At 68.8% G+C, this 12,228-nt stretch carries 12 protein-coding genes and 2 pseudogenes; 13 read left to right on the forward strand and 1 reads right to left on the reverse strand.

Annotation, left to right across the window (positions count from 1 at the left end; translation table 11 throughout):
* The 11 genes and pseudogenes from AC1DK4_RS40050 to AC1DK4_RS40100 all read left to right on the forward strand — a co-directional run.
* Nucleotides 1–766: DNA polymerase III subunit gamma/tau C-terminal domain-containing protein (locus AC1DK4_RS40050; RefSeq protein ID WP_477132232.1), on the forward strand; the 766-nt coding region annotated here is incomplete at its 5' end.
* Between the two features lie 90 nt (nucleotides 767–856).
* Nucleotides 857–1,189: a YbaB/EbfC family nucleoid-associated protein gene (locus tag AC1DK4_RS40055; protein WP_420998475.1), complete on the forward strand. Its 333-nt coding sequence runs from the start codon at nucleotides 857–859 to the stop codon at nucleotides 1,187–1,189.
* Nucleotides 1,190–1,227: 38 nt separating this feature from the next.
* Entirely contained in the window at nucleotides 1,228–1,563 is a 336-nt protein-coding gene (locus tag AC1DK4_RS40060) for an antibiotic biosynthesis monooxygenase family protein (RefSeq protein WP_441624292.1), read from the forward strand.
* Nucleotides 1,560–2,174, forward strand: a complete 615-nt coding sequence (gene recR / locus AC1DK4_RS40065) for a recombination mediator RecR (protein WP_441624294.1) — start codon at nucleotides 1,560–1,562, stop codon at nucleotides 2,172–2,174. The genes AC1DK4_RS40060 and recR overlap by 4 nt, the downstream gene beginning before the upstream one ends.
* Before the next feature lie 33 nt (nucleotides 2,175–2,207).
* On the forward strand, nucleotides 2,208–3,113 hold the full coding sequence (locus tag AC1DK4_RS40070; protein WP_441624296.1) for a LysR family transcriptional regulator: 906 nt from the start codon (nucleotides 2,208–2,210) through the stop codon (nucleotides 3,111–3,113).
* Nucleotides 3,114–3,385: 272 nt separating this feature from the next.
* Nucleotides 3,386–4,582, forward strand: a complete 1,197-nt coding sequence (locus AC1DK4_RS40075; RefSeq protein ID WP_441624298.1) for a CaiB/BaiF CoA transferase family protein — start codon at nucleotides 3,386–3,388, stop codon at nucleotides 4,580–4,582.
* Nucleotides 4,579–5,574 (forward strand): hydroxymethylglutaryl-CoA lyase, encoded by a 996-nt coding sequence (locus AC1DK4_RS40080; RefSeq protein WP_441624300.1) that lies wholly within the window; start codon nucleotides 4,579–4,581, stop codon nucleotides 5,572–5,574. The genes AC1DK4_RS40075 and AC1DK4_RS40080 overlap by 4 nt, the downstream gene beginning before the upstream one ends.
* A gap of 205 nt (nucleotides 5,575–5,779) precedes the next feature.
* Nucleotides 5,780–6,674, forward strand: a pseudogene (locus AC1DK4_RS40085) (Bug family tripartite tricarboxylate transporter substrate binding protein).
* A 245-nt stretch (nucleotides 6,675–6,919) separates the two neighbouring features.
* Nucleotides 6,920–7,966, forward strand: a complete 1,047-nt coding sequence (locus tag AC1DK4_RS40090; RefSeq protein WP_441624302.1) for an ABC transporter substrate-binding protein — start codon at nucleotides 6,920–6,922, stop codon at nucleotides 7,964–7,966.
* A 192-nt stretch (nucleotides 7,967–8,158) separates the two neighbouring features.
* On the forward strand, nucleotides 8,159–8,971 hold the full coding sequence (locus AC1DK4_RS40095; RefSeq protein ID WP_477132233.1) for an ABC transporter ATP-binding protein: 813 nt from the start codon (nucleotides 8,159–8,161) through the stop codon (nucleotides 8,969–8,971).
* A gap of 65 nt (nucleotides 8,972–9,036) precedes the next feature.
* Complete coding sequence (locus tag AC1DK4_RS40100) at nucleotides 9,037–9,828, forward strand: ABC transporter permease (protein ID WP_477132234.1); 792 nt, start codon at nucleotides 9,037–9,039, stop codon at nucleotides 9,826–9,828.
* Between the two features lie 208 nt (nucleotides 9,829–10,036).
* Here AC1DK4_RS40100 and AC1DK4_RS40105 read toward each other — a convergent pair whose 3' ends face one another.
* Nucleotides 10,037–11,011, reverse strand: coding sequence for an NADPH:quinone oxidoreductase family protein (locus AC1DK4_RS40105; protein WP_477132235.1), 975 nt, complete (start codon nucleotides 11,009–11,011; stop codon nucleotides 10,037–10,039).
* A 271-nt stretch (nucleotides 11,012–11,282) separates the two neighbouring features.
* Here AC1DK4_RS40105 and surE point away from each other — a divergent pair, with 271 nt between their 5' ends.
* Both surE and AC1DK4_RS40115 read left to right on the forward strand, forming a co-directional pair.
* Nucleotides 11,283–12,035 (forward strand): 5'/3'-nucleotidase SurE, encoded by a 753-nt coding sequence (gene surE / locus AC1DK4_RS40110; RefSeq protein WP_441624308.1) that lies wholly within the window; start codon nucleotides 11,283–11,285, stop codon nucleotides 12,033–12,035.
* 28 nt (nucleotides 12,036–12,063) lie between these two features.
* Nucleotides 12,064–12,228 (forward strand): annotated as a pseudogene (locus AC1DK4_RS40115) (protein-L-isoaspartate(D-aspartate) O-methyltransferase); the annotation flags it as partial.

Genomic DNA, 12,228 nt, shown 5'->3' on the forward strand with positions numbered 1-12,228 from the left:
GGCCGCGGTGGTGCGGCCGGCCCCGGTTGCCGCCGCGCCGGCTCGCGCCGAGCCGCCGCCGCGCCGCGCGCCCGCCATGGAGCCTGCCGATCCTGGCCCGTCCGGCGATGTCCCGCCGTGGGAATTCGCCGGCAGCAGCGACGTGCCGCCGTGGGAAGACCTGCCGCCGGACCTGCCGGTCATTGGTCCGTACGGCAGCGACGCCTACGGCAGCGATCCCGAACCCATGCCCGCACGGCAGCCGGCGCCACAGCGCCGCGAGCCGGCCCGGCCAGCCGTGCAGGCCGCTCCTGCACAGGCGCCGGCACCGGCACCGGCAGAGCCTGTCGCAGCCGTGCGCCTTACCCCGCCCAAGCCGCCGGTGGCCGGCGAAGACGGCACGCCGCCGGTCTTCACCGGCGCCTGGCCGGCGCTGGCCGCCAGCCTGTCGCTCAAGGGGCTGGCGCAGCAGCTTGCCTACCAGAGCGAACTGGTACAGGTGGTGGGGCGTACATTCCATCTGCGCGCGCCGGTGGCGCCCATCACCGAGGCCGGCGTGGTCGAGCGCCTGCAGCAGACGCTGGGCGAGCACCTCGGTACCGAGGTGCGGGTGCAATGCGAGATCGGCGCGGTCGCCGATACGGCGGCGGCGGCGGATGCCCAGGCGCGCGCCGAGCGCCAGCGCGAGGCCGAGGCCACCATCGAGGGGGATCCCTTTGTGCAGGGCTTGCTGCGCGAGTTCGGCGGCCATATCCTGCCCGGGTCGATCCAGCCGCGGGCGGCCTGACCGATTGAACGACTTCCATGACGGGTCGCCGGCGCCCATGACGCGCGGCGGCCCGTGGTTTCCATCCAACACGCTAATCAGGAGCTTTCCATGATGAAGGGCCAACTGGCCGGGCTGATGAAGCAAGCCCAGCAGATGCAGGAAAACATGAAGAAGATGCAGGAGCAGCTTGCCCTGATCGAGGTCGAGGGCCAGTCCGGCGCCGGCCTGGTCAAGGTGACCATGACCTGCAAGAACGACGTCAAGCGCGTCTCCATCGACCCCAGCCTGCTGGCCGAGGGCGAGGACAAGGAATTGCTGGAAGACCTGGTGGCGGCTGCCTTCAACGACGCCGTGCGCAAGGCCGAGGCGACCACGCAGGAAAAGATGGGATCGATGACGTCTGGCCTGCCGCTGCCGCCGGGCTTCAAGATGCCGTTCTGAGCCGCGTCCCGAGTCTGATGCGCGCAACGGAGCCAGGCATGATCCTCGAATCCGCAGTGCTGCCGGTACGGCCCGGCCAGGAGGTCGCCTTCGAGGCGGCCTTCGGGCACGCACGCCATATCATCGCGGGCATGCCGGGTTTCCTCGGGCTCGAACTGCATCGCTGTATCGAGCAGCCGTCCGACTACCTGCTGACGGTCCGCTGGCGCACGCTGGAAGATCACACGCAAGGTTTCCGCGGCTCTCCCGAATACCAGCAGTGGAAGGCCCTGCTGCACCATTTCTACGAGCCGTTTCCCACCGTGCTGCACCACACGCCGGTGGTGAGCATGGCCGCGCCCGACCGGCGCCCCGCCGACGGAGGCGCCGCGTGAAGAACGCGCCACCGACTTCGCTGCAGGCGCTGATCGAGGCCCTGCGGGTCTTGCCCGGCGTCGGCCCCAAGTCCGCGCAGCGCATGGCCTACCATCTGCTGCAGCACGACCGCGAAGGCGCGCGCAAGCTCGGCGACGCGCTGCGCGGCGCGGCCGACGGCATCAAGCATTGCTCGCGCTGCAATACCTTCACCGAGCAGGAAATCTGCTCGACCTGCCTGGACGAGCGGCGCGACGCCTCGCTGCTGTGCGTGGTGGAAACGCCGTCCGACCAGGCCATGATCGAGCAGACCCTGACCTACCGCGGCCAGTACTTCGTGCTGATGGGCCGGCTCTCGCCGCTGGACGGCGTCGGCCCGCGCGAGATCCACCTGGACCGGCTGCTGGCGCGCGCCACCGACCCGGCCCTGGGCGGCCCGGTTGCCGAGGTCATCGTCGCGACCAATTTCACCAGCGAGGGCGAAGCCACCGCGCACTATGTGGGCGAGATGCTGAAGGCGCGCGGACTCAAGGTGTCGCGCCTGGCGCGCGGCGTGCCGGTGGGCGGCGAGCTGGAGTACGTCGATGCCGGCACCATCGCCCGCGCGGTGATGGACCGGCGCTCGGTGTAGCCGTGCCTGCCTCCATGGGCTGAACGCAACCGCATGAACCTTGCTCGCTTCGACCTCGTCACGCTCGGGCTGTTCGTCGCTGTGGCTCGCCAGGGCAGCATCTCCGCGGGCGCGCGCCAGTCCCACCTGGCCGTGGCCGCGGCCAGCAAGCGCATCTCCGACCTGGAAGCCGCGGTCGGCGCGCCGCTGTTCTTCCGCCACGCCGCCGGCGTGCAGCTGACCGAGGCCGGGCAGGCCTGCTTCCATCACGCGCTCACCATCCTGCAGGATGTGGAGCGCATGGCCGGCGTGATGTCCGACTACGCCAGCGGCGTGCGCGGCCAGGTGCGCGTGTGCGCCAATACCTCGGCCATCACGCAGTTCCTGCCCGATGACCTGGCGACCTTCATGGCGCTGCATCCCACCATCCGCATCGAGCTCGAAGAGCAGAACAGCAGCGAAATCGTGGCTGCGCTGGTCGAGAACCGCGCCGACGTCGGCATCTTTGCCGACCGCACGCCCAGCGCCGGCCTGGTCACCGTCGAGTACCGCCAGGACGAACTGGTGCTGGTCACGCCGCCGCACCATCCGCTCTCGGAGCGCGGGCCGGTGCGCTATGCCGATACCCTCGAATACGACTTCGTCAGCCTGCCGCAGGTGACGTCGCTTGCCGCGCGCCTGCTGGAGGAGAGCAGCCGGCTGGACCGGCCGTTCCGCCTGCGCATCCAGGTGCGCAGCTTCGATGCCATGTGCCGCATGGTGATGGCGGGGCTGGGCGTGGGCGTGCTGCCGCGCATCGCGGCCGAGCCGCATGTGCAGTCGATGGGCCTGTCGCTGGTGGCGCTGCAGGACGCCTGGGCGCGCCGCTCGCTCCTGATCGGCATGCGCGATCCGGCCGGGCTGACGGTGTCGGCGCGGCTGCTGATCACGCATCTTTGCGGCGACCGCGCGCCGTTCTGAACGGTCGCTTCAAGACGGTCCCGGCGTGGTTGCGCGGCCTTGCCGCACGGCTTGTACGGTCTGCAGCCGCACGCCTGGCCAGGCCCGCTTCGCTTCGTCCTGGAGCAAGCGCCCGACCGGACAGCTTTCGCGTTCCAAGACAACCCGCTTCTCCGAATGCCGATTCCGCCATGCGCGCGGCTAGGGCAAACTGCGTCGAAACAAGGCGTGGCGCCGGCAGATAGCCAGGATGCCCGGCACGCAGCAACCGATACGGCACGGAGACCCTCCACATGGCGCGACAGATTCTCGAAGGCATTCGGGTCCTGGAACTCGGACAACTGATTGCCGGCCCCTTTGCCGCCAAGACCCTCGCCGATTTCGGCGCCCAGGTGGTCAAGGTCGAGCCGCCCGGGCAGGGCGACCCGCTGCGCAAATGGCGCATGTTGCATGGCGAGACGTCGGTCTGGTGGGAGGCACAGTCGCGCAACAAGCAATCGATCTGCATCGACCTGCGCCAGGCCGAAGGCCAGGCGGTGGTGCGCAAGCTGGCGGCCGGGGCCGACGTGCTGATCGAGAACTTCCGGCCCGGCACCATGGAAAAGTGGGGCCTGGGCTTCGAGTCGCTGCGCGCGGACAATCCCGGCCTGATCATGGTGCGGGTTTCCGGCTACGGCCAGACCGGCCCGAAGAAGGACGAACCCGGCTTTGCCGCGGTGGCCGAGGCCATGGGCGGCCTGCGCTACCTGACCGGCGAGCCCGGCCGCGCCCCGGTGCGCGCGGGCCTGTCGCTGGGCGACACCATCGCCGGCCTGCATGGCGCGCTCGGTGTGCTGCTGGCGCTGTACGAGCGCGACGCGCGCGGCGGCCAGGGGCAGGTGATCGACGTGGCCCTCTACGAATCGTTGTTCAACCTGAGCGAGAGCCTGCTGCCGGAGTACTCCGCATTTGGCGCGGTGCGCCAGCCGGCCGGCGGCGCCTTGCCCGGCATCGCACCGTCCAATGCCTATCCCTGCGCCAGCGGAGAGTATGTGCTGGTCGCCGCCAACGGCGACGCCATCTTCAAGCGCCTGATGCATGCCATGGGCCGCGCCGACCTGGCCGGGGATCCGGCGCTGGAGCGCAACGACGGCCGCGTCAGGCGCGTCGAGGAAATCGATGCGGCCATCGCGGCCTGGACCCGCAGCCAGAGCGTGGAGGATGCGCTGGCCGCGCTCAAGCAGGCCGAAGTGCCCTCGGGCCGCATCTACACGGTCAAGGACATCGCCGAAGACCCGCACTACCGTGCGCGCGGCGTGATCGAGAGCGTGACCTCGGCCGGCGGGCTGACCGTGGAGGTGCCGGGCATCATGCCCAAGCTGTCGGGCAGCCCGGGTGCCATCCACGACCGCGCGCCCACGCTGGGCGAGCATACCGATGCGGTGCTGGCGAAGGCCGGCTTCGACGCCGCCACCATCGCCGACCTGCGCGCACGCGGGGTGGTGGCATGAGCGCCGCCGCCTTCGCCACGCCGGCCGCTCTGCGCGGCCCGGCCCGCATCGAGATCAACGAGGTGGCGCCGCGCGACGGCCTGCAGATCGAGCCGGTGGTGGTGCCGACCGATGCCAAGGTGGCCTTCCTGGATGCGCTGTCCGCGTGTGGCTTTGCCCGTATCGAGGCAACTTCCTTCACCTCGGCCAAGGCGATTCCCGCGCTGGCCGATGCCGAAGCCGTGATGCACCGCATGCAGCGCGCCGCCGGCGTGCGCTATACCGCGCTGGTGCCCAACCTGCGCGGCCTGGAGCGTGCGCTGTCTTGCCGGCCCGACGAGCTCAATCTGGTGATGTCCGCCAGCGAGACCCACAACCGCGCCAACCTGCGCATGACGCGCGCGCAGTCGCAGGCGCAGTTGCTGGCGATGACCGCGGCGGCGGGCGAGGCCGGCGTGCCGGTCAATGTCTCGCTGTCCACGGTGTTCGGCTGCCCCTTCGAGGGCGAGGTCGACGCCGACGCCGTGATGGCGCTCGCCAGGTCGTTCGCCGAGGCCGGCGCGAGCGGCATCACGCTGTGCGATACCACCGGCATGGCCTATCCCACGCAGGTCGCGGCGCTGTGCGAACGCTTCCAGCGTGAACTGCCGCGGACCGGCCTGACCATCCATCTTCACAACACGCGCGGCATGGGCCTGGCCAACGCGCTGGCCGCGTGGCAGGTGGGCGTGACGCGCTTCGACGCCGCCGCCGGCGGACTCGGCGGCTGTCCTTACGCGCCCGGGGCGAGCGGCAACGTCAGCACCGAGGAGCTGGTGCATATGTTCGCCGCAATGGGCGTGGACACCGGCGTGGACCTGGGCCGCCTGCTCGACGTGGTGGCGGGCTTGCCGGCGCTGGTCCAGCGCGACACCGCCAGCCAGCTGCTGCGGGCCGGCCCGCGCCTGCGCACGCACCAGCCGCCGGCGTGGCTGGCCGGCCATTTTGCCGCGCAGGACGGCACGCAGCCCTGAGCCGTGCCCGCAGGAACCCGTTAGGCATTCCCTGGAAAAAACCCGCAAGAGCGGGTGCGCACCGCGCGGCGAGGGCCGGCGCGGGCGCAAGACAAGACCAAGCTCAAAGAGCAGCAAGCAGGAGACACCCATGCCCCGCATCCCGGCATACGCCGACACACGTTCGCATTCCTCGCAGTCCTCGCAGTCCAGCCTGTCCGCTGCCATGCGCGCTGCATCGCCCGCGCGCCGCAGGGCGCTTGCCGCCGCCGCGGCGCTGGTCGCCGGCCTGGCCGGCGCCACCGCTTCGGCGCAGGACGGCGCGTGGCCGCAGCGGCCCGTGACGCTGGTGGTGTCGGCCGCCGCCGGCGGCACCACCGACCTGGCCGCGCGCATGATTTCCGAGCCGCTGGCCAAGGCGCTCGGCCAGCCGGTGGTGGTGGACAACCGTCCCGGCGGCTCGGGCGGCATCGCGGCGCAGACCGTGGCGCGCGCCAAGCCGGACGGCTACACCCTGATGGTGCAGTACTCCGGCTACCAGGTCATCACGCCGCTGCTGACGAAGACCTCGTGGGACCCGGTGAAGGACTTCGCGCCGGTCGCCAATCTCCTGTCGGCGCCGCAAGTGCTGGTGGTGCGCCCGAGCCTGCCGGTCAAGACGCTCAAGGAAGGCCGGCATCCAGATCACCCATGTCCCATACAAGGGCACGGGCCCGGCCATGACCGACCTGCTGGGCGGCTCCGTCGACCTCACCATCACCACGCCGCCGCCGCTGATGGGGCATATCCAGGGCGGCAAGCTGCGCCCGCTGGTGGTGACCAGCAAGCAGCGCCTGCCCAGCCTGAAGGACGTGCCTTCCGCGCCCGAGGCCGGCTATCCCGACCTCGACGTGTCTTCCTGGTTCGCCATGTACGCGCCGGCCGGCACGCCCAGGCCGATCATCGACAAGCTGGCCGGCGAGATCGAGCGCATCATGCAGACCGACGCCTTCCGCAAGAAGGCCGAGGAACTGGGCGCGGAGGCGAAATTCATGGGGCCGCAGCAGCTGGCGACCTACCAGCGCGGCGAACTGGCGCGCTGGGGCAAGGTGATCAAGTCCGCCGATATCCACGCCGAGTGAGCCAGGTGGAAACCGGCGTGCCGGCGCGGCCCGAAGCAGTGGGGCGGTCGAGCGAGGGCCGGACTGTGGTCGAAAGGCGGTCGAAAGGCGGCCGAAAGGCTCGCCCTGTATCGTCGATGCCGTCGCAGCGGCACCGGGCACGGCATAGGTGTTGATCCCGATGCGGCCCCGGTGCGCATCGGATAGCATCGCAGCTTGCCGCTGCGCGGCACGGTTGCCCCGGGTACAACAGGTAGGAGAGAGCAATGTATAACAAGAAATTCTGGAAGCAGGCGCTGATCGCGCTGGCGCTGTTCCTGGCTGGCTGGCTCACCTTCGGTGGCTATGCGCAGGCGCAGGGCAAGCCCGAGAAGACCAAGGTCACCATCGCCGTCGGCGGCAAGAACCTGTTCTACTACCTGCCGCTGACCATCGCCGAGCGTCTCGGCTATTTCAAGGATGAAGGCCTCGACGTCGACATCGTCGACTTCGCCGGCGGCGCCAAGGCGCTGCAGGCCGTGGTGGGCGGCAGCGCGGACGTGGTTTCCGGCGCCTACGAGCACACCCTCAACCTGCAGGCCAAGGGCCAGCAGTACCAGGAATTCGTGCTGCAGGGCCGTGCCCCGCAGATCGTGCTGGTGGTCTCCAACAAGACCATGCCCAACTTCAAGTCCGTGGCCGACCTGAAGGGCAAGAAGATCGGCGTCACCGCGCCGGGATCGTCCACCAACATGATGGCCAATTTCGTGCTGGCCAAGGCCGGGCTGAAGGCGTCGGACGTGTCCTTCATCGGCGTCGGCGCCAGCGCCGGCGCGGTGGCCGCGATGCGCTCGGGCCAGATCGACGCGATGGCCAACCTCGATCCGGTGGTGTCGATGCTGACGCAGAAGAACGAAGTGCACATCGCCTCGGATACCCGCACGCTCAAGGACACCCAGGCGGTGTTCGGCGGCAACATGCCGTCCGGCTGCCTCTACGCATCGAGCGCCTTCATCCAGCAGAACCCGAACACCACGCAGGCCCTGACCAACGCCATGGTGCGTGCGCTCAAGTGGCTGCAAAAGGCTGGTCCGTCCGACATCGTCAAGACCGTGCCGGAGAGCTACCTGCTGGGCGACCGCGCGCTGTACCTGTCCGCCTGGGACAAGGTCAAGGAAGCGATCTCGCCGGACGGCACGATGCCCGCCGATGGTCCCAAGACCGCGCTCAATACGCTGCAGCAGTTCGACCCGGACCTGAAGGGCAAGGCCATCAAGCTGGAGAACACGTTCACCAACAGCTTCGTGCAGAAGGCCAACGCCAAGTACAAGTAAGGCTTCGCCCGCGCAACGGGAGCCTGTGGCCCGCTGCACGCAGCGGGCCTTTGCATTTGCGCGGCCCTGAGGCCCGCCGCACGATTTCACGGATTCACGTACTCCAGTCGCGCCGAGGCGCCGTGCGGTATCGACGGTGCCGCATCGCCGGGATTCGCCAAAGATTCGCCAAAGATTCGCCAAGAGCCAGCCATGAGCACTGCCGCACTTTCCCTCGACAACGTCACCTGCACCTTCGTCTCGCGCGAAGACCGCAGCCAGCGCTATACCGCCGTCAAGGACGTCACCCTCGACATCCAGCCCGGCGAGTTCGTTTCCGTAGTGGGCCCGACCGGCTGCGGCAAGTCCACCTTGCTCAATGTCGGTGCCGGCCTGCTGCAGCCGTCGATTGGCGAAGTGCGGGTGTTCGGCGAGCCGCTGCGCGGCATCAACGAGCGCGCCGGATATATGTTCCAGGCCGAAGCGCTGATGCCGTGGCGCAGCGCGCTGGACAATGTGATCGCCGGACTCGAGTTCCGCGGCATGCCGCGCGCCGAGGCGCAGCAGGAGGGCGAGGCCTGGCTGCGCCGCGTGGGCCTGGGCGGTTTCGGCGACCGCTACCCGCACCAGCTCTCGGGCGGCATGCGCAAGCGCGTGAGCCTGGCGCAGACGCTGGTGCTGGACCCGGACATCATCCTGATGGACGAGCCGTTTTCCGCGCTCGACATCCAGACCCGCCAGTTGATGGAGAACGAGGTGCTGGACCTGTGGGCGGCCAAGCGCAAGGCGGTGCTGTTCATCACCCACGACCTCGATGAAGCCATTGCCATGAGCGATCGCGTGGTCGTGCTGTCGGCGGGACCCGGCACGCACCCGATCGGCGAGTTCGTCATCGACCTGCCGCGCCCGCGCGACGTGGCCGAGATCCRCAATCACCCGCGGTTCATCGAACTGCACGCCGCCATCTGGGACGTGCTGCGCGAAGAGGTGCTGAAAGGCTACGCGCAGCAGCGCAAGGTGGCCTGACACGGCCGCCGCCGCATCGCAGGCATCTCTCCCATTCAATCCGCACTGATTTCCATTCCATTCCCATGGCATTCCGTCCCGACTCCAAGGGCATGCTGCGCTTCTGGCAGTTGCTCGTCCTCGTAGTGATCCTCGGCGCTTGGCATATCGCCACGCGTTCGCAGCAGGTTGCCTTCTTCTTCGGTGAACCGCTGATGGTGGCCCAGCGCATCTGGACCTGGTTCGTGGTCGAGCGCGATATCTACATCCACCTCGGCGTGACCCTGATCGAGACGCTGCTGGCGTTCGGCATCGGTACCGCCGCCGGGCTCGGCGTGGGCCTGTGGCTGGCGCTCAGCCCGCTCACCTCGGCCATCCTCGATCCCTATATCAAGGCCATGAACTCGATGCCGCGCGTGATCCTGGCACCGATCTTCGCCGTGTGGTTCGGCCTGGGCATCTGGTCCAAGGTGGCGCTGGCAGTGACGCTGGTGTTCTTCATCGTGTTCTTCAACGTCTACCAGGGYGTCAAGGAAGTCAGCCCSGTGGTGCTGGCCAAYGTGCGCATGCTGGGCGCGAACCGSMARCAGCTGCTGCGCCATGTCTACCTGCCSAGCGCGACCAGCTGGGTCTTTTCCTCGCTGCATACCTCGGTGGGCCTGGCCTTCGTTGGCGCGGTGGTGGGCGAATACCTCGGCTCGGCACGCGGGGTGGGCTATCTGATCCTGCAGGCCGAAGGCACCTTCGACATCAACACCGTGTTCGCCGGCATCGTGGTGCTGACCGCGGCGGCGCTGGTGCTGGACACGCTGGTGGGCAGCGTGGAGAAGCGGCTGATGAAGTGGCAGCCGCGCACGGGCGAGACCGAGCGCCTGTAGCCGCGCGTGGTACTGGCAGAACTTGGAGGGCGGCAACGATGCCGGCCCGCAGCCGGCAGAACGCCAGCGTCCCGCGCGACTTCATCGGCTACGCGAACAAGCAGGCGGAAATGAAAAGAGCGCCGGGTGCGTTGGCACCCAGGCGCTCTTTTCTTTCACGCAGTGCGCACGGCAGCCAGTGGTGGCCGCGTGCGGGACCAGGGCATGATCAGGGCACGATGACGATCTTGCCGGTGACCTTGCGGGCTTCCATGTCCTTGAGCGCCTGCGGTGCCTGCTCGAGCGGATAGCGCGCGGAGATGTGCGGGCGGATCTTGCCTTCCTTCATCCAGCCCAGCATCTGCGCCATATTGGCCTGGTTGGCCTTGGGCTCGCGGCGCGCGAAGTCGCCCCAGAACACGCCCACCAGCGAGGCGCCCTTGAGCAGCGCCAGGTTCAGCGGCAGCTTGGGGATCTCGCCGTTGGCGAAGCCCACCACCAGGTAGCGGCCGCGCCAGCCGATCGAGCGGAAGGCCGGCTCCGCATAGATGCCGCCGACCGGGTCATAGACGACGTCGGGGCCCTTGCCGTCGGTGAGCGCCTTGACGCGCTCGCGCAGGTCTTCGGTGCTGTAGTTGATCAGCGCATCGGCGCCGTGCTCCTTGCACACCGCCAGCTTTTCATCGGTGGAGGCGGCCGCGATCACGCGCGCGCCGATGGCCTTGCCGATCTCGATGGCAGCCAGGCCCACGCCGCCGGCCGCGCCGAGCACCAGCAKGGTCTGTCCCGCCTTCAGTTCGCCGCGGTCGATCACGGCGTGGTGCGACGTGCCGTAGGTGAGCGTGAATGCCGCGGCGGTCTCGAAGTCGATGCCCGGCGGCATCGGCACCACGGCACTGGCCGGGGCTTTGGCCTGCGACGCGAAGGCGCCGTTGCCCAGGTAGGCGATGACCTTGTCGCCCGGCTTGACGTGGGTCACGCCCTCGCCGACGGCATTGACCACGCCCGCCAGTTCCGAGCCCGGCGAGAAGGGCAGTTGCGGCTTGGCCTGGTATTTGTTCTGGATGATGAGGACGTCGGGGAAATTCACGCCGGCCGCCTTGACGTCGATCACGACTTCGCCCTGGGCGGGCACGAGATCGGGCAGGGTTTCGAGAACCAGCGAATCGGGCGGGCCCCAGGCTTTGCACAGTACGGCTTTCATCATGTCTCCGGTGATATGTTCTACGGGTTGTTATGTCCGTTGCCCGGCGGCGATGGCGCAAAAAGGTGCATGCGCGGTGGATGCGCGGGCCGGCGCCTGTTGCGTTGGCGCCGTATCCGCATTACGCCAGACGGGCCCGGGCAAGTGTAGCGCAAAAATAGCACGGTCGTTCTGTTAGCTTCCGCACAGATCCCCGCCGAGCCGCGCAGGAGGCGGATTTTGCGGCGCGGTCAGGGCGTGCGCAGCAGCCTTGTCGGGTACAATCGCGGCCATGCATATCCTCCTCGCAAACGATGACGGTTACCTGGCGCCAGGGCTTGCCGCGCTGCACGCCGCGCTGGCGCCGCTGGCACGCATCACGGTGATCGCGCCCGAGCAGAACCACAGCGGCGCTTCGAATTCGCTGACCCTGCAACGGCCGCTGTCGATCTTCGAGGCGAGCGAGGGCGTGCAGAAGGGTTTTCGCTTCGTCAACGGCACGCCGACCGATTGCGTGCATATTGCCCTGACCGGCCTGCTGGACGAAAAACCCGACCTGGTGGTGTCCGGCATCAACCAGGGCCAGAACATGGGCGAGGACGTGCTGTACTCGGGCACCGTCGCCGCTGCCATCGAGGGCTTCCTGCTCGGGATTCCCTCGATCGCGTTTTCGCAGGTGGACAAAGGCTGGACGCAGCTTGACGCGGCGGCGCGCGTGGCGCGCGACATTGTCGAGCGCTATATCGCCAAGCCGGCGGCCGAACCGTTCTTGCTCAACGTCAATATTCCCAACCTGCCGTTCGAACATATCCGGGGCTATCGGGCGACACGGCTCGGCAAGCGCCATCCTTCCCAGCCGGTGATCACGCAGGTCAACCCGCGCGGCGATACCAACTACTGGATCGGCCCGGCCGGTGACGCGCGCGACGCGAGCGAAGGCACGGATTTCCACGCCACCGGCGAAGGCTACGTCTCGCTGACCCCCTTGCAGCTGGACCTGACRCATCGCGGTCAGCTCGAGCAGATCAACCAGTGGCTGGCATAAGCCCTTCCACGCGCAGTCCCCGGCCGTCATGAGCACTGCCCCGCGCCGCCCGAAATTTCCCCTCTCCCTGGACGCCGTCGTCGAGCGCAAGCCTGCGCCGGCGCGTACCGCGGGCCTGCCCGCCGTCGGCGGGGCCCGCGGCGCGGCCATCGCGGCCAAGGCCGCGGCGAAGGCGCGCGCGCCAGGCTTGCCC

This window comes from Cupriavidus sp. 05N38 (assembly GCF_056397345.1).

What these genes read in the sequence shown, in the direction of transcription:
- AC1DK4_RS40080 (WP_441624300.1), top strand. Translation starts at nt 4,579, where the DNA reads ATGAGCGCCGCCGCCTTCGCCACGCCGGCCGCTCTGCGCGGCCCGGCC.
- AC1DK4_RS40090 (WP_441624302.1), top strand. Translation starts at nt 6,920, where the DNA reads ATGTATAACAAGAAATTCTGGAAGCAGGCGCTGATCGCGCTGGCGCTG.
- AC1DK4_RS40060 (WP_441624292.1), top strand. Translation starts at nt 1,228, where the DNA reads ATGATCCTCGAATCCGCAGTGCTGCCGGTACGGCCCGGCCAGGAGGTC.
- AC1DK4_RS40055 (WP_420998475.1), top strand. Translation starts at nt 857, where the DNA reads ATGATGAAGGGCCAACTGGCCGGGCTGATGAAGCAAGCCCAGCAGATG.
- AC1DK4_RS40075 (WP_441624298.1), top strand. Translation starts at nt 3,386, where the DNA reads ATGGCGCGACAGATTCTCGAAGGCATTCGGGTCCTGGAACTCGGACAA.
- AC1DK4_RS40070 (WP_441624296.1), top strand. Translation starts at nt 2,208, where the DNA reads ATGAACCTTGCTCGCTTCGACCTCGTCACGCTCGGGCTGTTCGTCGCT.